This window comes from Paraburkholderia phytofirmans, assembly GCF_046028095.1.
GTDB lineage: Bacteria > Pseudomonadota > Gammaproteobacteria > Burkholderiales > Burkholderiaceae > Paraburkholderia > Paraburkholderia phytofirmans_A.
In genome coordinates, this window is sequence record NZ_JAQQDJ010000009.1 from 24,555 (window position 1) to 43,283 (window position 18,729).

Below are 18,729 nucleotides of genomic sequence, written 5' to 3' on the forward strand. Positions count from 1 at the left end.
TGGCGGCGGGCGCGGCGGCAACGCGCGCTGCGCGGAACGCCGCTCTTATCGGCAGGGTGACAGAAGCCATTGTGGAAACCACATCATCAGCTGGATCAGCGCGCACAGCGCGGCTACGAGCATCGCCATGAGCGCGAAAAACGGCTGACGGGCGCCGTGCGAGCCATAGCTCGCTGCAGGCACGCTCGCAGCAGCGCGCCAGCGGCGATAGGCAAGCCACGCCGCGGCAACGCAGGACAGGAAGGCGGCCGCGCTCACCGCGCCCAGGGCAAGCTGGCTACCGGTCCTGCACGCCACCTGGACGAGCGCGTAGTTGATGCTCTGCGCGCCGAGCACCGCCACCGGTGCAGCGAGGAGACCAGGCCAGACGGACATGTCGGTGAGCTTCATAGATGTACCCGCGGCGCGAGATAAATGACCGCGTAAATGGGCAGCCAGGTCAACACGACGAAATACCAATAGACGGCGTTCTCGCTCGTGTCGAGCAGCCTGCGCTTTTCGAATGGCCCTGTGTAGAGCAGCGCGGTGAGCACGGCCGTGTCCACGGTGTCAGTAATCAGATGTGTGGTGTGCAGCCCGATTAGCACCCAGACAATCGATCCATAGGCATTGGCGTACCACATGACGTTCAGCGCGGTAAACTCGAAACCCCGCACCACGAGAAACGCGAGCGTGAACGCGAGACACACAAGCAGCCACGTGCGTGCCTTCTCGCGCTGCCCCTGCTGAGCCGCATTTTTGGCGAACTGGTTCGGCACAAGGCTCGCCAGAAGCAGCACGGTGTTGATCGTCCCCCAGGTGAGCGAAGGCGGCGGCGCATGCAAAGGCCATACGGCGTTGACGGTACGCAGATAGAAATACACGCCGATTGCCATCGCGAAGACGGTGCCTTCGATCAGCATGAGTCCCGCGGTCGCCCACCACATCAGACTGCGATGACTGAAGCCGAAGCTCGGCAGCGCCCGCACGTCGAGCACGTCGCGCGGCTGGAGCGCTCCGCTCTGACTGCTGCTCTCGCGGGGCGAGACGGCGTTGCGCGCGCTTGCCACGCGCGCTTGCCGCGTTGCCTTCTGCACCGGGCCGGGCACGGGCCAGCGTTCGAGCACACGCGCAACGCTATTTTCCCGGCGGCTCGGCCAGAACCAGACGATCATCGTCACCGCGACCGGCACCGTGCCCCACCACACGGCAGACGGCGTAAATATCGAGCCGATAAAGAACACCGTCGTCGCCACCGCACTCAGGAACGGCCAGATCGATGGACCCGGAAACAGAGGCCGTGTGTCGGGTACGGCGTCCAACGCGGTGGTCGTGAGCACCTCACGCGCGTGCACGGCAAGGCCCGCCACGCCGCCATGCCCACTGTATCCCTCCCACAGTGGCGCGCGACCGCGCACCACGGGCAGCACGTCGAAGTTGTGCGGCGGCGGTGCGCTTGGAACGCTCCACTCGAGCGTACCCGCGCCCCACGGATTGTTCCCGGCGCGCTCGCCGCGACGCAGGCTCGTGGCCACATTCACAATGAAGAACAGCACGCTTAGCGCGATCGTGACTGCCCCGACGGTCGCGATCAGGTTCATGCCGTCCCATCCCATACCTTCCGGGTAAGTCCACACCCGTCGCGGCATGCCGTGCAGGCCGAGCAGATGCATCGGAAAAAAAGTGACGTTGAAGCCGATGAAGAACAGCCAGAATTGCCAGCGCGCGAGCCGCTCGCCGAGCATGCGTCCAGTGAATTTCGGAAACCAGTAGTGAAACGCACCGAACAACGGAAATACGGCGCCGCCTAGCAGCACGTAATGCAGATGGGCCACGACGAAATACGTGTCGTGCACCTGCAGATCGAGAGGCACCGCGCCGAGCATGATGCCCGTCATCCCGCCTAGCACGAGGATGAAGAAGAACGCGAGCACGAACAGCAGTGGCGGCTTCAGGCGGAGCCGCCCCGTGAGCAGCGTCGCCAGCCAGCAATAGATCTGCACGCCGGACGGCACCGCGATCAGCACGCTTGCCGCCGTGAAGAAGGTCTTGCCCAGATCGGGAACGGCTGTCGCGAACATGTGGTGAACCCACAGTCCGAACGCGAGGAATGCCGTCGCGATCAGGGAGAGAACCATTGCGGAATAGCCGAAGATGGGACGGCGCGCAAACGTCTCAATGATTGACGACATAAAGCCAAGCGCCGGGATGAAAATCAGGTACACCTCGGGATGGCCGAAGAACCAGAAGAGGTGCTGCCACAACATGACGTCGCCACCGAGCGCCGGATTGTAGAACTGCGTGCCCACGAGCCGGTCGAGAATCAGCGCGGTGCTTGCCAGCATTACTGCGGGCATCGCGAAGAGCACCATGAACTGCGTGACGAGCGTGGCCCATGCGAAAAGGGGCATGCGGTTAAGCGACATGCCCGGCGCACGCATCTTCAGGATCGTCGTGATCAGCACGATCGCGACGAGCAATGACGACAGCTCGGTAAACGTGATCATCTGAGCCCAGATATCGCTGCCCTTGCCGGTCGCGTAGTCCGGCCCCGCCAGCGGCACGTAACTGAACCAGCCCGAGCGCGGTCCTGCACCGACGCCGAACGCAATGAACAGCGTCAGTCCACCGAAGAGGAACATCCAGTACGCGTAGGCGTTCATGCGCGGGAATGCAACGCTGCGTGCACCGATCAGCAGCGGGATCAGGTACATCGCCACCGCCTGCATGACCGGCACCGCAAACAGGAACATCATCGCAGTGCCATGGATCGTGAAGAGCTGGTCGTACATATCCGGGCCGACAAGGCGGCTCGCTGGGCGCGCCAGCTGTGCGCGCATGACGAGCGCCATGAGTCCCGCGAGCACGAAGAAGACGGATGTGGTGACCATGAAACGCCGCGCAATGCTCTTGTGGTCGATGGCGCTGAACCAGCCTGCCAAGCCGTGGGGATCACGCCAGGTTCTGGCGAGCGCGGCGCGAGCGTCTTCGTGCGCATCCGGGCCGTCTTTCACGTGCCAGCGAGCCTCGGCGTCATGATGTGTCTCTCTGGTACTCATTGGAGGGTCGTCAGCCATCGAACGACCGCGAGGCGGTCAGCGTCGGAGAGCGGCACGGTCGGCATTGTCGTACCCGGTTTCTGTGCATCCGGATTGCGAATCCAGGCGGCAAGGTTCTGCGGCGTATTAGTGAGAACACCTGCGGCAATCGTCTTTCTGCTCATCAGGTGAGTCAGGTCCGGGCCGTTCGTGCCGGCGGCGCCGGTGCCTCGCACCGTATGGCAATTCGCACAGCTCGCGCGCTCGAACGTATCCCGGCCATGCAGTGCTATGGCGTCCGTTGTCGCGGCGGCGGGTTGCGATTGCTGCGCGACCCAGGCCGCATACTGCTCCGGTGGGTCGGCAATCACGAGCATGGCCATAAGCGCATGCTCGGCGCCGCAAAACTCCGCGCACTGGCCGCGATATACGCCTTCACGGTCGGCGCGAAATTCGATGGTGGTATCCATGCCCGGAAGCATGTCTTTCTTGCCGTGCAAACTCGGTACCCAGAAACTGTGGATCACGTCGCTTGCCTGCAGCGAGACGATAACGGGCCGGCCAACCGGCACGTGCAGCTCGTTCGCGGTGACCAAACCCGGCTGTCCGTTTGCGGCTTGATACGAGGCCTGCCACCACCATTGCGCGCCCACCATATCAATGCGTACCGGTTCGTTCACGGGCAACATCGATAGCGCGCGATCCGTCAATACATCTGCGACGATGAGTCCAACAAGGACAATGACAGACAGCGCGCTCGCGCCGATCACCAGACGCCGCGTCCGGACCTCCGGTTGCGTGAGCGCAGCGAGGTCGGGTGCATGCTTCGACGGTCCCTGTCCGTCGCGGTCGCGATTGCGGACCAATGCAACGAGCGTCGCGAGCAGCACCATAGCAAAAACGCCCCCCGCACACAATCAGCGATAGATTCCAGAGTCGAGCGATGTGCCGGGCCTGCACGCCGGCGGGCTGCGTGGCACTCTGCTGAACGGACACACTGGCGCCGGCCACGCCCGGCAACGCGGCCAAAATGCCGGCGGTCGCGACACAACGGCGACGCGCGTGCCTCCCCCATGCGCCGCAAGCGCGCAATGGATGCGCTGCATCGAGCCTGGCGTCGCCCGGAGCCCGACGGTTCGAAGATCGCTTATCCATACGGCCAGATGCCCAACTGCGCACCCCTCGACTTGCCCGGTCAGGACCTACTGGCTTGCGCCTGCAGGATGATCGCTCGCAGCCGTGGCGGGTGCCGCGACTTCCGGACCGCTCGTTGCTTGCATGCTGCTCGGAGAGTGATCGGTGGTCGAATCGTTGGAACGGTTACACCCGCCGCATAGGGCCGACAGCGTGATCACAAACGCCGTAGCGAACAACATATGGTTTCTCGTGTTCACTGTCTGTCTCCCTGTTTTAAATCGCCACCGAGCGCGTGCAAGTCGTGGCGTACGTGGCAGAACCGGTCCACGCTGCTGACGTAGCAACCCGCATTCCCCACCCGACGTAACAGCACGATCTCCATGACGCCACATGAGGCATCAAAATACGAACCGTTTTTTACACGCAGCGTTGAAGTTTTTACGCCGCTGCCGCGCATGACGACATCGGAAACGCTTAGCGCTTCGCATCCTCGCGATCGCCGGCCGACCGCGCGAGATACACGGTCGTGGTTTGCGGCAGATGCTCGAACAGCCACCTTGCCATTTCGGCTGTGGTGCAAATTACGGGCGTGAGGGAAAAACGGCGTGTTCGCGATTGCATCATCATGCTGAAAGATCGGCCTTCCAAACAGCGGGCGCAGTGAATGAAATGAACGGCCCCCGCCCATCGGTATGGCAAACAGTGGATAGAGCTCTTGCAATCCGACGGCATCGCAATTTGAAAACTGAGCTTGCCCCCGAAAAACGAAATCACTTGCTGAGCGGTAAACTCACGCAAGGAGAAAACATTGATGACAAGCAAGGCAAAGCGAGCGCAGTACACACTCAAGTTCAAGCTGGAAGCCGTGCGGCTGGTCAAGGCCGGGCAAAGCATGGCGGCGGTAGCGGCGACACTGGGTGTGGTTGAACAGACGCTATACAACTGGGTAAAGGCTGACCGGGAAGGCAAGCTGGCAGGGGCTGGCGCAAAGCCGGTGAGTCCGGAACAGATGGAACTGGCACGGCTGCGTGCCGAAGTGACTCGCCTGAAGATGGAGCGGGATATTTTAAAAAAGCGGCCGCGTACTTCGCCAAGGAGTCGATGTGAAGTACGCGTTCATCGAGCGCAATCGACACCACTGGCCGGTCTCGGTGCTATGCGAAGTGCTGGAAGTCAGTCCCAGCGGATATCATCAGCGCCGGCAACGCATCGCACAGGCCACGCCGCACCGTGGCCGCGTGAGTGACGACGCACTGCTGGCAAACATCAAGGCGATTCACGCGCAGGTCAAAGGCGAATACGGCTGGCCGCGCATGTGGAAGGAACTGCTCGCACTTGGCGCGCGTGGGCAAGGAGCGGGTTCCAAAGCTGATGGCTCAGCATGGCATTCGGGCTCGCCACAAGCGCAAGTACATCGCGACAACGAACTCGAACCACGATTTGCCGGTTGCGCCGAATCTGCTGGAGCGCAATTTCACCGCCACCGCACCGAACCTGGTCTGGACGAGTGATATTACTTATTTGGCGACAGCCGAAGGCTGGGTCTACCTCGCGGTCATCATCGACCTGTTCAGCCGGCAGGTGGTGGGCTGGTCGATGCAGCCGCACATGAAAGCGGAGCTGGTCACGGACGCGCTGCGCATGGCATGGTTCCGACGCCGTCCACAAGCCGGCGTAATCGTGCATAGCGACAGGGGCAGCCAGTATTGCAGCGGCCTGTTTCAGGACACGCTGAAAGCCTACGGCATGCGTTCATCGATGAGCCGACGTGGCGATTGTTGGGACAACGCGCCAACGGAAAGTCTGTGGGGTTCGCTGAAGGTAGCACGCATGCATGGACGACACTTCGCCACGCGACGTGCTGCAATGGATGAGGTGATTGACTGGCTGGGCTTTTACAATGCACGCCGGTTACACTCGACACTCGACTACGTCAGCCCCATGACGTTCGAGAAGAACTGGCTGGCAGCCCAACAAGGCCAGGCGGCATAACTCCCTCGGTTATGGGGTTCGTCAAACAGGGGCAAGGTCAGTTGACATAACTGCTCTGCCACTATACTGTAGTGATCGAAATATTCAAGAAGCCTGATTGCTGATCACCATTTTCCGCCTTGTCTGCGCGGTACTCGTTGTCCTCTCTTCTTCCTTGAAGTTTTTGTCGCTCCGCAACGGAGCTGTTATTTTTATTTCAGGGAATTCTCATGGATACCGGTACTGTCAAGTGGTTCAACGATAGCAAAGGCTTTGGCTTCATCACTCCGGACGCAGGCGGCGACGATCTCTTCGCGCACTTCTCGGAAGTTCGGGGCGACGGCTTCAAGACGCTCACGGAAAACCAGAAGGTGAGCTACGACACAAAGCGTGGCCCGAAGGGCATGCAGGCGTCGAACATCTCGCCGCAGTAAAGTATCTCAGGGGCCGGTCTACCGGCCCTTTGCATGTTTGCCTGACTTGCATCCTCGCGGAGCCAATGCGCTCCCGATCTGATCGCCACAATTGAACGTGCGCATCATTTGTCTTTCCGACACGATCCGTCTCGCCCCAATTTCGATTTATTCGCCTGCACGGCATCGTTGTCGTGCGGGCGTCGTCCGGTTATAGCTTATGCAAAACAATAAACATATTCACCAGTACAACGGTTACTCAGTTTCCCCGTCCGCTCACCGTTTGCCGGACGGCTGGTTTGCCGCCAACCTGCTTCTCACCAGAGGCGATGCCCGGAGCGCTGAGCCCGCGTCCTATAAGTTTGATGCGCTCGACTATTTCGATAGCGAAACACAGGCTGTCGGGCACGCCACGGCCTGGGCTCGTGGCTGGGTTGATAGTCGCGGTTAATTGGGAAAGCCCTTGCATGGCAGCGGCAGGGTGGGCGGCGGCGAGATCGACCGGCCGCCAGTACAGGGCCCGGCCTGATCACCACAATACAGCGCTATATCACCTGCTTGCGCATGAAGCAGCGTCATTCCGGCGACCGCTTTGGCGCCTCGCGCGGGCGTTGTCGCCGACGGACGGGCAGGATGCCCAAGGCATGATACGTTGGCAGACCCTGCCTGTTGCACCAGCGTCAGTCAGACCCGCTACACCCGCTTCACCCGTCACACAAAGTCGCCAGTAAGCGCCGCAGGAGTGCGCGGGCTCGCGCCCATCAGAACGTCACTCAACCGGATCACGGGATCCGGTCGCCTGATCGACACAACGCTATTCCCGTCAATCGCATCACAAGGAGCAGAGATGGCGTTATTGGTCATACAGGTCGCAGTCAGCGGGGACCTGGTCGAGGTTTTTGAAATGACGGTCGATGATGTCGACGGCCACCGGATGCTCGCCGCTGCCAATGAGGACGAACGGGTGGTTCATCCGTCGGGACAGGCACCCGAAGACGGTGAGGTCTGGATTGATCTGATCGATGGGGATGGCGAAACGCTGTTCGACCAGGTGGCGTGTTTTCACCGCGCGGATGCCGCCGACGCGCTGCAGGTTCATTTCGACATGAATGTCGATGTCGTTAAAGATTGCCTGTCAAAGTCGAATATTGCTTCGCTCCATGCAAGGCACCGTCTGGCGGCCCAGGCCTACTTCCGCCAGATAGATCGTCTTGTGGATTGCTCTCCGGTAAGTTCCAGGCAGAGCAATCGCCGGCGTGTCGGCGACGCCAGTGTCATGGAACTTGCAATAGAGCTCCGCAGGCGGCTGGACGGCGTCGTCACGCAACTTGCCCTGAGCGAGTTGCCCACCCACGTGCAGGCTGCGGCGCAGGAACTCAAGGATGCGACGAAGAGCTACGTGGGTGCGGTTCAGCGCCTGTGAAGCAGCAGCCGGAACTCGAATGTGGAGGAACCGTATGCAAAGAACGCTGAAGTATCGCGGGTTTGAGATTTGTGTTGACCTCGTGCCCACTTCTGAAGACATGTTTGACGCCTGGCTTTGGATTGAAGGGCCGCCTCACGGCCCGTCAGTAGCCACGCATGGCCAGCGTATCAAGGTCCGCGGCGGCCCGTTTTCCCAGCGTTGGGCTTACTTCGTTGCGCAGATCGCTGGCCAGGCCGCAATCGATGTGATTCTCGGTCCCGGCGAATAGTTTGACGCGGTAGCCCGTGAGAAGCGGCCCCGCATTTCCCGCTGTGCCGCTTGTGATGGAAAAGTACCGGATACCTACCTGACAGGAAACACGTTTCATGGACGAACGCAAGCGCGACAGTATGATTGCCTACCTCCGCCACCGCATGGAGGACTTCGGAATCACCCCGGATGATCTGGCTGCAACACTTGCGGCTGAGCCGGCAGCGGGCCGCTATCGCAGCGCGCATGGCGAGAGCTGGAGTGGTGAAGGTGCGATGCCGCAATGGCTGAAGCAGGCGATCAGTGCGGGCCAGTCCATTGGCCACTTCGAGCTGTCATCAGGTGCAGTTTCCGCACCGTCCCTGCAGGCACGCACGGTGGCAGGTGCAGACTGGACAAACGATCCGTTCGCGGGCAGTCCGCTCGCGCGATCGAATTCCGGTTAGATCCGTTGGCAAGCGGCTCAACTACCGTTCAAAAAATCCGTGCCGTCCGGCCGAAGTGTCTCCAGTGGCCGAAGTACATCGCGAATCCCAAGCAGATCCGCAACATATTGCTCTAGCTGGTCAATGACGTCCGTCACCTGATCGACGAAGGACTCGTCCTGGGTGCCGACCGTCAGCCCTGCGCCGTTGACGATCGTATGAGCGATGCGGTGCAGGCGCAACAGGTCGTCGCGCAGACCTTGCGGATCGTAAAGGCTGGTTCGTACCTCATCGAGTCTACCCACGGCGTCCAGCATACGCGTCGTGTCGTAGGCCGATTGCAGTTTTTCCAGCGCGGCGACATCCACCTCACCATACGGCGTCGCGGTGACCGCGGCTCTTGCGCTCATGCAGTCGTTACCTCATCTCGTCACCCGGGCGTGCCGCCTGACCAAACAGCGTATCGTTGATCCAGCTCTCTGGCGTACGATCAAGATGCAGTCTGTAGCGCCCGAACCGGCGGATATTGTGCGTCGGGTATGGACTCAGGAATTCAATATCGTCCGCGCGGATTTTCTCGCCTTCAACCACCATGTCGCGCAGCGCGCGCATCATGTCTGCGGTGTTCTGCAGGATCACGGCTGACGCAATGAGGTCATTGTAGCGTAGCCGTTTCTGCTGCTCTTCCGGCTCGTTCTCGGCCATCACATCGCCACCGAACGACAGCCATTTCGCGAAGCCGTTGTAAGACTCGATCTTGTTGGTGTTCGCGGTCACTTCCTGCCGCAATTCGCGGCTGCCGATCCATTCAAGCAGGTAGACGGTGCGTACGACGTTACCCAGTTCGCGCGCAGCGAGGTAGAGCCGGTTTTTTCTGCTTTCCGAACCAAGTCGGCGCAGCAGCAGCGGTGACGATACCGTTCCCGCCTGGATCGACAGCGCGACCTGCATAAGTTCCTGCCAGTGGCGCTCGATCAGCACCCAGTCGATGGTCGCGGTAAAGAGCCTGTCGATGTGTTTGTACTTCGCGTCGTTGTGTGGCCGATACAGCACGAGATCCTTCCAGTTGCGGATACGTGGCATCAGCTTGATCCCTAGCAGATGCGTGAATGCGAACACCGCGGCCGACTGGCCCTGCGTGTCAGCATGCACCGTGTCGGCCTTGACCGACAGGCCAGCTTTTAGCAACCCCTCGATCACGTAGATGGCTTCCCACACGCCGGGCGGGATGAAATGCCGGAACACGGCGATGTAGTTATCGGCGACGTGCCGGTACGCGACGGCGCCCATTTTCCGATAACGGAAGTGATAGCCGGCCAGCAGGTTGTTGTCGTAGAAATCGTACTGGGTGCCGTCCGCGGCGACGGTCTTGCCATCCCCCCAGTGCTTCGGCAGATCGAGCCGCAGGTACAGTTCGATCAGCTCGCGCTGCGCGGTTTCGAGCTTCTCGAGGCTCATGTGCCGGCGGTTGACGAACGACAGCATATGCGCGGTCACATCGGTGTCGAGATGGCGTGCGGCCTGGGTCGGACCCAGATTGCAACCCATTGCGAAAATCGTCAGCAGGTAGCGCTCGGCGGCCTTGCGGATCTTGGGATCAATACCGGAAAGCGGTCCGAAATGCCGAGTGAAATGCGTCCAGTGTTCGATGTTCGCGAGGATGTCCAGCACATTGCGGGTCGGCAGCCGCGCATTGAGCTTCTCCTGCAGCGCGATCGCGCTGGCCGGGATTTCGCGGGCCACGGTCTTGCGCAGGACCGGCTCGTCACCCTGGCCGATCGTGACGTGTTCGCGTTTGTGCGGAAAGTCGTTGTCCAGCTTGCGCGCCGTATCGCCCAGCCACTGCCGCAGCTGGGCAACGAAGTCCTGCCCATTCTCGGGCAATCCGACCTTCGCGCAGTAGTCGGGCATCCGCTGCTCGCATTCCCGCCATGGCAGCAGGTGCGCCCGATAGTCGGCATACGCGTCCGAGCCTGACACGCACAGGTCGCCGACGCGCAGTTCCTCAGCCATGTAAGAGAAGACGCATAGCTCAAGATATCGCCGGTTCGTTGGGGCGCCGTCACCGTGCGAGCGCCGTACGAGCTTGCGCCAGCGCGGCGCTGCAAAGCTCACGTCGACGTCGGCATCGATCCATTCCCGATGCCGTGTTTCGTTCTCCAGCACGACCGCGAGCGCATCAAGCAACGTTCGCACCGGACTCGTCGAATCCCATTCGAGCGTGCGGGCGAGACGCAGGATAACCGACCGATGTGCGCGGAAATGTTTCCACAAAAGAGGCAGATAATTGCCGCCGCTGACTGCGCGCACTGCGGCACAGCTCTCGCGCAACGGTTCGAGGTCGCCCCTGGGCGCGAGCCACTGGCGGATCGACTTCGCAACGGTCGTCTCATCGGACTGCTCGACGAGTATGTCAACCACACCGTCAAGCAGTACAACGAGATCTTCCACCTGGGTGCGCTGTCGGCGCTGGATGATCTCCAGTTCTTCGCTTGCGCGTTTGTGAATCGCCCCCATCCGGCGCACAAACATGTCCGCGAGATCGTCGCGGGCACGCACACGCATGCGGTTGAGTAATGCCACGATCAGCGTATAGCGCTTTTCCGGCAGGGTGTCCTTTTTAAGGTTGGCAGCATCAAGGCTCATGGCCTGGGTGGCCAGCGAGCGCAGCTTCGATGCAGGGATTCCCGCTATCACGTTGGTGAAGTCACCAAGTTCGTCGAGCCAGGTGATCTGGTCGATCAGCAGATCGAGATGCTGGCGGGACGGTCGCTTCGCGTGGCGTTTGATACGGTTGTAGGCGCTCTGACGACTCGTCAGGTCCCGTGCGAGCAGGCGGTCAAGGTCGCGCTTCTGCCCGTCGGTAAGGCGCCGGGCAACACGCCGGAACAACCGCGTCTGGGTTTTCGCATGGATCTGCTCCGTGATGCGGTCAAGCGTTGAGAAGGCCGGGAGTTCAACGTTCTGCGCGATAAGCTCATCAATCGTGGCGTTGATGATGTCGACGGGTTGGTCCATCGACAGGGCTGCCGTGTGCGCCGCGCGTGTCGCGATGACGTTGGCGTCGGTCCCGTAGTAGGGCTTGACGCCGAGGTACTCACGAATTGTCAGGTAGTGCCGGAAGAGGGTCGGTGACGTCTGCGTGTCATAGCCGAACTGAACCACGGAACCAATGTCCGCCGCCGACCGCACGTATTCGACGACCGATGACGGAATGCTGTCCAGGGCCGGAAAATGATGCATCTGCTGGAAGACTTTGAGCAGCACCAGCAGGCCCAGTCTCGATCGTTCACCCCGAGTCGAACGGCGGGCCCATTCGAGTTCGTCCGGCTGTGGTGTGTAGCAGGTTTGCAGGTCCCTTGTAGCGAGAACCTTAGGGAAACGCGGATAGGCGGTGCGCTCAATGGTTGCCATGCGAGTCTTCCTGATCGCAGAGGGCCGCTCAGATTAGCGCAAGAAAAAGCCCGTGTTACCAGGTCGCGTTGAAATGATCCGGCCTGTTTTTATAACCAGAAGTCCTATGATAGGAAATAACGCTTACCTTGCTCATACCCCCCCTTCAATCGATGTCTCAGGTGCCTCGATACACTTCTGTCATCGATACAGATCGACAGAACTTGACCATCATAATATATCTAGTTATCGTAGTTACCTATCTTGCTACTTTTCCCATAAAATTCCATGAACCCTAACGACGAATATCCGACCTTCGCCGCATTTGGATTGTCTCAAGGGTTCTCTCACCCTGTCGACATTGGTGACTCGTCGAAGATCCGCCTTCCCAAGCTGTCTCATATTGTTGCGGAACGACTCCGGACACAGATCGTAACGGGCAAGCTCAGCTCGGGAGACTGTTTGCCACCGGAAGCAGAACTGATCGAAATCTTCAAGGTTTCGAGGCCGACAATTCGCGAAGCGCTGAGAATTCTGGAGACGGAAGGCCTGGTGGTGCTTGGCCGAGGCATCCGGTCCGGGGCGCAGATCCAGCTTCCGAGCGTAGGGCGAGCTGCACACTATGCGGCAATGGTGCTCTCGACCGCGGGCGCCACGATGGCCGAGATCCACGAAGCGCGGATGGCATTGGAGCCGCCGCTCACACGCTCCCTCGCGGAGTCGGCAGACAAGTCTGGCCTGGTGGCTCTGAAGGAATGCCTGATACAGCAGCAAGGCGCACTGGCGAAAAAAGACTATGCGGCCGCGCTAACCGCGATTAATCGGTTTCACGAACTGCTTTGCCAGAGTGCTGGCAACAGCGTACTAACTCTGTTGGTAGGGATGCTTCACGCGCTATCGCGCTCAACCGCTTCGATTCTCGTTGAACGGGGTGGTACCAGCTCTGAGGAAGTGCACAAAAACATGGTGAAGACCACCTCTGGTCACCGGCGACTGATTGAGTTGCTCGAGTCGGGCAATGGAGAGCAAGCTGAACAGTTCTGGGCCACGTACATGAAACGCTCCCATGAATTTCTGACCCGCTCGGGGCTCGGCGCTTTCAAGCTGAACTACGACAGCCCAGCTTCGCCCTGAGTGGCAACTTCCCCTCCGCTTGCGCTCGTCGTCTGGGTGGTTGCACCGGTTCGCCGGCCCTGATGGCGTCGGCGCGGCGGTCACACATGGACTATCTATGGATCCCGTTGTTCTCTATACCGTCCGCAATAGTGTCGCGGAAATCGAGCTGAACAGGCGCGACAGCAAAAACGCACTCGACGCCTCAATGTACATGTTGCTTGCCGAGACGCTCGGCAAGGCAGAGCGCGACCCCGAGGTCCGGGTCCTGTTGATCCGCGGTCAGGAGGATATGTTCTGCGCCGGCAACGACCTGAAAGACTTCGCAGACGAAACTGGGCCCGGAACGAAGCCGGCACTCGCGTTGATGGACGCGGTCCAGTCACTCAAAAAGCCATTGATCGCCGCAGTAGCCGGTCCCGCAGTCGGAATCGGCACAACTCTCCTGTACCACTGCGACGTGGTATATGCCGCCGAGAACGCCAGGTTCGGCATGCCGTTCGTCGCCTTGGGCGTGTGTCCGGAGTTTGGTAGCAGCCGATTGGCACCCCTGTCCGCCGGCTACAGAACTGCTGCGGAAGCGATCCTGTTTGCCGAGCAGTTCGATGCCGATTACGCTGTTCGCGCCGGTATCGTTAGCCGCATCGTGCCCGCGCTCGAGCTTCTCGGCTATGCCCGCGCCCGTGCCGAGAAGCTCGCCAGCATGCCGCGCGCGGCGGTACTGGAAAGCAAAAAGCTGCTGAAAAACCACTCTTTCCGCGATATGCCTGCCGTTTTCCGTGAAGAACTGGCGGTGTTCGACGCACTGCTGGAATCCGACGACGCCCGGCGCTCCATCGCTGCGTTCCTGAACCGCAAGAAATCCTAGATCGTCCTTTGCGCGAACACAGCGGCGTGTGGTACCGCGCGGACGTGGGCTTGCGAAACCATGGCCTTCCGCCGCTTCATCGTCGTCGTTGACGAAACCGGCAACATAGATCACTATGTTATCTATGTTGCCGGTTTCGTCGTTTGCAGTGTTCCCACCCGGATCCTTGTCAGCGGCAGCCTGCGACCTTCTGGCGAATTCTGTCGAGCGGATGCCGCATCAGGCATTCGCGTAGACAACAGGCAATTCGATATCCCTTTGGAGCGGTCATGGAAAGCAATGCGCGACGTGAGGTGCTGGTAGTCAGCGGAGTACGCACTGCCATCGGAACCTTCGGTGGAAGTCTGAAAGATATTGGCCCAACCACGTTAGGGGCGACTGTCGTACGTGAAGCACTTCGCCGGGCGTCGATAGACGGTTCCGAAGTCGGACACGTCGTGTTCGGCAACGTCATTCCGACTGAGCCTAAAGACGCTTATCTGGGCCGGGTCGCGGCGCTCGAGGGCGGGGTCGCGGAACAAACGCCCGCTTTGACGGTAAATCGCCTGTGTGGCTCTGGGCTGCAGGCCATCATCAGTGCCGCGCAAGCCATCCTGCTCGACGATGCCGCGATTGCGGTCGCGGGCGGCGCGGAAAGCATGACTCGAGCGCCGTATCTTGCGACGGGCGCCCGTTGGGGTGCGCGCATGGGCGACATCCGGCTCGTCGACACGATGACCGGCACGCTCACGGATCCTTTCCACGGCATACACATGGGAATTACCGCGGAGAATGTCGCTGAGCGTCACGGCATTTCACGGGAAGAACAGGATGCGCTCGCGCTCGAATCACAACGACGCGCGGCGAGGGCTGTCGAGGCCGGGTATTTCAAAGACCAGATCGTGCCGATAACACTTCGCTCCAAACACGCCGAGAGCGAATTTTCTGTCGACGAACATGTGCGCGCTGTGACGACCGCCGACGAACTGTCGAAGCTGAAGCCGATTTTCAAGAAGGAAGGTACTGTCACAGCCGGCAATTCGTCGGGTTTGAACGATGGCGCCGCCGCGGTAGTACTTGCCGAGGCGAAAACCGCGGCCCGTCAGGGGCTCCAGCCCATGGCGCGACTCGTCTCCTACGGTCACGCAGGTGTCGATCCGCGCTACATGGGCATGGGAGCAGCACCCGCGGCGCGCCAGGCGCTGCAACGGGCCGGTCTGGATGTGGATGCAATCGACGTGATCGAATCGAACGAGGCGTTCGCCGCGCAGGCCTGCGCAGTAGCGCGCGAAATGCGCTTCGATCCAGCAAAAATGAATCCCAATGGCTCCGGCATCTCGCTAGGTCACCCCATCGGTGCGACAGGCGCCATCATCGTCGTCAAGGCCCTTCACGAGTTGCGGCGAATCGGCGGCCGCTATGCGCTCGTCACTATGTGCATCGGTGGCGGCCAGGGAATCGCTGCCGTTTTCGAACGGCTCTGAGGCCACAACATCACGCGATGCGTGTCGGCATCCGCGGCGCAAATGTCGACGTCGCTCACCAAATACGGAAGAAACATGAAATCGATCGGAGTCATAGGGGCCGGGATCATGGGCAGTGGTATCGCACAGGTCTGCGCTCAAACAGGTCTTGACGTCGCACTTTTCGACACTCGCGAAGCAGCCGCACACTCGGCGGTCGCGTCCATCGACAACCGCATGCACCAACTCGTCGTCAAAGGCGCGATCGACAGTTCGACGGCCACGGCTACCGTCAATCGTGTACAGGTCGCCACCAACATCGTCGATCTCGGTGGCTGCGACATTGTGATCGAGGCGGCGACCGAGCATTTCGAAACAAAACGGCAGATCCTGAACGACATCGAGAACGCGACCCCGGCCGATCTGACGATCGCGACGAATACCTCGTCGATCTCGATTACAAAGCTCGGCAGCGCACTGCGCGCGCCCGAGCGGCTGGTCGGCATGCACTTCTTCAATCCAGTGCCGCTGATGGGCCTCGTCGAGGTGATTCCGGGTTTGCGGTCGAGCCCGACGTCCCTGGCGCGTGCGCGCGAGTTGATCGCGCAGCTCGGCAAGACGGCCATCGACGTAAAAAACTCGCCAGGCTTCGTCGTCAATCGCATTCTGGTTCCGATGCTCAACGAGGCGATCACCGTTCTACAGGAAGGACTGGCGAGTGCGGCCGACATCGACGCCGGCATGAAGCTCGGAGCCAATCATCCGATCGGCCCGTTGGCACTGGCGGATATGGTCGGACTCGACACGCTCCTCGCGGCGATGGATACGCTGTATCGCGATTTCAGCGATCCGAAGTATCGCGCTGCGCCTCTGCTTCGCGAAATGGTGGACGCCGGATTGCTGGGCCGCAAGTCAAGCAAGGGCTTCTACAGCTACGGCTAATACGACGTCCAGCGCCCAAGTGGTGTTCCGGTGCCCCATTCGCTGGACCTGATTTATAGCCAAACGATAGCTCGATGGGTTACGCTGCTCGCCCTCTCAGCGTGCCGAGCAAGGAGACATTTTGAAAATACTCGTACCAGTGAAACGTGTCGTCGACTACAACGTCAAGGTCCGTGTGAAGTCGGACGGCAGCGGCGTAGACATCGCCAATGTGAAGTTCTCGATGAATCCGTTCGACGAAATCGCCGTCGAAGAGGCCGTGCGTCTGAAGGAAGCCGGCATCGCGACCGAAGTGATCGTCGTATCGGCGGGTGTCACGCAAGCGCAGGAAACGCTGCGCACGGCGCTCGCGATCGGCGCGGATCGCGCGATCCTGATCGAGTCGAATGAAGAACTGCAGCCGCTGGCTGTTGCCAAGCTGTTGAAGGCGCTGGTCGACGAGGAACAACCTTCCGTCGTGATTCTCGGCAAGCAGGCCATCGACGACGATTCGAACCAGACCGGCCAGATGCTCGCCGCTTTGGCTAACCTGCCGCAAGCAACGTTTGCGTCGAAAGTAGTTGTTGCTGACGGTAAAGCCACCGTGTCGCGTGAAGTGGACGGCGGCGCTGAAACGCTGTCGCTGATGCTGCCCGCAGTCATCACCACCGACCTGCGTCTGAACGAGCCGCGCTACGTGACGCTGCCGAACATCATGAAGGCAAAGAAAAAGCCGCTGGAAACGATCAAGCCGGAAGATCTCGGCGTTGACGTCGCACCGCGCCTGAAGACGCTGAAAGTCGCCGAGCCGCCCAAGCGCTCCGCCGGTGTGAAGGTGCCGGATGTGAAGACGCTGGTCGAGAAGCTGAAGACCGAAGCCAAGGTGCTGTGAGGAGACTGACGAAATGACGAATCTGGTAATTGCAGAACACGACGCCAAGTCGATCAAGGCCGCGACGCTGAACACGATTGCAGCAGCGCAGAAGATTGGCGGCGACATTCACGTGCTGGTGGCAGGTCACAACGCACAGGCTGCGGCGGATGCGGCAGCGAAGATTGCTGGCGTGTCGAAAGTGTTGCTGGCCGACGCGCCGCAACTCGAAGCCGGCCTCGCGGAAAACGTCGAAGCGACGGTGCTGAACATCGCTAAGGACTACACGCACATCCTGGCGCCCGCTACGGCGTACGGCAAGAACATCGCACCGCGTATCGCAGCGAAGCTCGACGTCGCGCAGATCAGCGACATCACCGCAGTGGACTCGCCCGATACGTTCGAGCGTCCGATCTACGCGGGCAACGCAATCGCCACGGTGCAATCGGCTGATCCGATCAAGGTCATCACGGTTCGCACGACCGGTTTCGACGCGGTCGCGGCTGAAGGCGGCAGCGCGGCGGTCGAAAAGATCGACGCGGCAGCCGACACCGGAATTTCGCAGTTGGTGAGCCGCGAAGTGACGAAGCTGGATCGTCCGGAACTGACGAGCGCGAAGATCATTGTGTCGGGCGGTCGGGGACTCGGCAACGGCGAGAACTACACGAAAGTGCTCGAGCCACTCGCCGACAAGCTGAACGCAGCGCTCGGCGCATCGCGTGCAGCAGTCGACGCGGGCTTCGTGCCGAACGACTATCAGGTCGGTCAGACCGGCAAGATCGTCGCGCCGCAACTGTACGTGGCCGTCGGCATCTCGGGTGCGATCCAGCATCTGGCGGGCATGAAGGACTCGAAGGTGATCATCGCAATCAACAAGGACGAAGAAGCGCCGATTTTCAGCGTCGCGGATTATGGCCTCGTCGGCGATCTGTTCGCGGCCGTGCCGGAATTGGCGGACGCGCTTTGATTGCGTGACGTTGGCCGATACGACCGTCTGTCCCAATGGCTCCAATGTTGAGGGGGTGGTCGCATCGCACGGACAGTGAGCAGCGGTAAGTAACGAAGTAACTGCTCCGCATTCGACGGGTTGTTGGGTCGAGGCGCCGGTCTCCCCGACCGATAACGATCCACTGGATAGTCACGCCCATCGAATACGTGAAAGCGATCGTGGCCGACTGGAGCGCTTTTCGAATGCCAACAATGAATTCGAAGCCGGCCGGCAAAGCGCACCGGGGCAGGACGCAATTCGCAAACTTTATGGAGAACATGCTCCCGTTCGAACGCTGATTGGCACGGATCCGCCGATCACAGCGGGCACCGCGCGGCAGTCAACATGGCGTTCAGTAAGCCTCGGGTTCGTGCGTTGGACACCTATATCGATCAGATGGTCAACGAAGCAATCGATCGATTCGATGGAACGGGCGAGGCAGAGTTCATATCGGAATTCGCGATTCCGTTGCCGATGCCGGTAGTCGCCGATCAG

Annotated in this window: 17 protein-coding genes and 1 pseudogene; 12 read left to right on the forward strand and 6 right to left on the reverse strand. The window is 60.6% G+C overall.

Going from position 1 to position 18,729, the window contains the following annotated elements; translation table 11 throughout:
• Positions 1 to 45 precede the first annotated feature (45 nt).
• From PQR54_RS23915 to PQR54_RS23930, 4 genes are all read right to left on the reverse strand, one after another.
• The gene (locus PQR54_RS23915) at positions 46 to 390 is read right to left on the reverse strand and encodes a hypothetical protein (protein WP_408249989.1); all 345 of its coding nucleotides are present in this window, start codon (positions 388 to 390) and stop codon (positions 46 to 48) included.
• Positions 387 to 3,038, reverse strand: coding sequence for a cytochrome c oxidase subunit I (gene ctaD, locus PQR54_RS23920; RefSeq protein WP_408249991.1), 2,652 nt, complete (start codon positions 3,036 to 3,038; stop codon positions 387 to 389). Before ctaD ends, PQR54_RS23915 begins: the two co-directional genes overlap by 4 nt.
• On the reverse strand, positions 3,035 to 3,910 hold the full coding sequence (coxB, locus tag PQR54_RS23925; protein WP_408249993.1) for a cytochrome c oxidase subunit II: 876 nt from the start codon (positions 3,908 to 3,910) through the stop codon (positions 3,035 to 3,037). Before coxB ends, ctaD begins: the two co-directional genes overlap by 4 nt.
• A 497-nt stretch (positions 3,911 to 4,407) precedes the next feature.
• Complete coding sequence (locus tag PQR54_RS23930; protein ID WP_408249995.1) at positions 4,408 to 4,875, reverse strand: hypothetical protein; 468 nt, start codon at positions 4,873 to 4,875, stop codon at positions 4,408 to 4,410.
• A 90-nt stretch (positions 4,876 to 4,965) separates the two neighbouring features.
• On the opposite strand from PQR54_RS23930, the pseudogene PQR54_RS23935 reads away from it, so the two are divergent.
• The 6 genes and pseudogenes from PQR54_RS23935 to PQR54_RS23960 all read left to right on the forward strand — a co-directional run bounded on the left by PQR54_RS23935 (position 4,966) and on the right by PQR54_RS23960 (position 8,659).
• Positions 4,966 to 6,146, forward strand: a pseudogene (locus PQR54_RS23935) (IS3 family transposase).
• 209 nt (positions 6,147 to 6,355) lie between these two features.
• Positions 6,356 to 6,559 (forward strand): cold-shock protein, encoded by a 204-nt coding sequence (locus PQR54_RS23940; RefSeq protein WP_408249997.1) that lies wholly within the window; start codon positions 6,356 to 6,358, stop codon positions 6,557 to 6,559.
• Between the two features lie 199 nt (positions 6,560 to 6,758).
• Positions 6,759 to 6,989 (forward strand): hypothetical protein, encoded by a 231-nt coding sequence (locus tag PQR54_RS23945; protein ID WP_408249999.1) that lies wholly within the window; start codon positions 6,759 to 6,761, stop codon positions 6,987 to 6,989.
• A 396-nt stretch (positions 6,990 to 7,385) separates the two neighbouring features.
• Entirely contained in the window at positions 7,386 to 7,961 is a 576-nt protein-coding gene (locus tag PQR54_RS23950) for a hypothetical protein (RefSeq protein ID WP_408250001.1), read from the forward strand.
• 34 nt (positions 7,962 to 7,995) lie between these two features.
• Positions 7,996 to 8,232, forward strand: a complete 237-nt coding sequence (locus tag PQR54_RS23955) for a hypothetical protein (protein WP_408250003.1) — start codon at positions 7,996 to 7,998, stop codon at positions 8,230 to 8,232.
• 97 nt (positions 8,233 to 8,329) lie between these two features.
• Positions 8,330 to 8,659: an H-NS histone family protein gene (locus tag PQR54_RS23960; protein WP_408250005.1), complete on the forward strand. Its 330-nt coding sequence runs from the start codon at positions 8,330 to 8,332 to the stop codon at positions 8,657 to 8,659.
• 17 nt (positions 8,660 to 8,676) lie between these two features.
• Here the strand turns inward: PQR54_RS23960 and tnpC are convergent, their stop codons facing one another.
• Together tnpC and PQR54_RS23970 are read right to left on the reverse strand one after the other, a co-directional pair.
• A complete protein-coding gene (tnpC, locus tag PQR54_RS23965; RefSeq protein WP_408250007.1) occupies positions 8,677 to 9,048 on the reverse strand; it encodes a Tn3 family transposase post-transcriptional regulator TnpC in 372 nt (123 codons plus the stop codon).
• A gap of 7 nt (positions 9,049 to 9,055) precedes the next feature.
• On the reverse strand, positions 9,056 to 12,052 hold the full coding sequence (locus tag PQR54_RS23970) for a Tn3 family transposase (RefSeq protein ID WP_408250009.1): 2,997 nt from the start codon (positions 12,050 to 12,052) through the stop codon (positions 9,056 to 9,058).
• 267 nt (positions 12,053 to 12,319) lie between these two features.
• Here PQR54_RS23970 and PQR54_RS23975 point away from each other — a divergent pair, with 267 nt between their 5' ends.
• From PQR54_RS23975 to PQR54_RS24000, 6 genes are all read left to right on the forward strand, one after another.
• On the forward strand, positions 12,320 to 13,165 hold the full coding sequence (locus PQR54_RS23975; RefSeq protein ID WP_408250011.1) for a FadR/GntR family transcriptional regulator: 846 nt from the start codon (positions 12,320 to 12,322) through the stop codon (positions 13,163 to 13,165).
• A gap of 97 nt (positions 13,166 to 13,262) precedes the next feature.
• Positions 13,263 to 14,012, forward strand: a complete 750-nt coding sequence (locus PQR54_RS23980; RefSeq protein ID WP_408250013.1) for an enoyl-CoA hydratase-related protein — start codon at positions 13,263 to 13,265, stop codon at positions 14,010 to 14,012.
• Between the two features lie 269 nt (positions 14,013 to 14,281).
• The gene (locus PQR54_RS23985) at positions 14,282 to 15,475 is read left to right on the forward strand and encodes an acetyl-CoA C-acyltransferase family protein (RefSeq protein ID WP_408250015.1); all 1,194 of its coding nucleotides are present in this window, start codon (positions 14,282 to 14,284) and stop codon (positions 15,473 to 15,475) included.
• Positions 15,476 to 15,550: 75 nt separating this feature from the next.
• The gene (locus PQR54_RS23990) at positions 15,551 to 16,396 is read left to right on the forward strand and encodes a 3-hydroxyacyl-CoA dehydrogenase NAD-binding domain-containing protein (RefSeq protein ID WP_408250017.1); all 846 of its coding nucleotides are present in this window, start codon (positions 15,551 to 15,553) and stop codon (positions 16,394 to 16,396) included.
• 121 nt (positions 16,397 to 16,517) lie between these two features.
• A complete protein-coding gene (locus tag PQR54_RS23995) occupies positions 16,518 to 17,267 on the forward strand; it encodes an electron transfer flavoprotein subunit beta/FixA family protein (RefSeq protein ID WP_408250019.1) in 750 nt (249 codons plus the stop codon).
• A gap of 13 nt (positions 17,268 to 17,280) precedes the next feature.
• Positions 17,281 to 18,213, forward strand: a complete 933-nt coding sequence (locus tag PQR54_RS24000; protein WP_408250021.1) for an electron transfer flavoprotein subunit alpha/FixB family protein — start codon at positions 17,281 to 17,283, stop codon at positions 18,211 to 18,213.
• Positions 18,214 to 18,729: the final 516 nt, after the last annotated feature.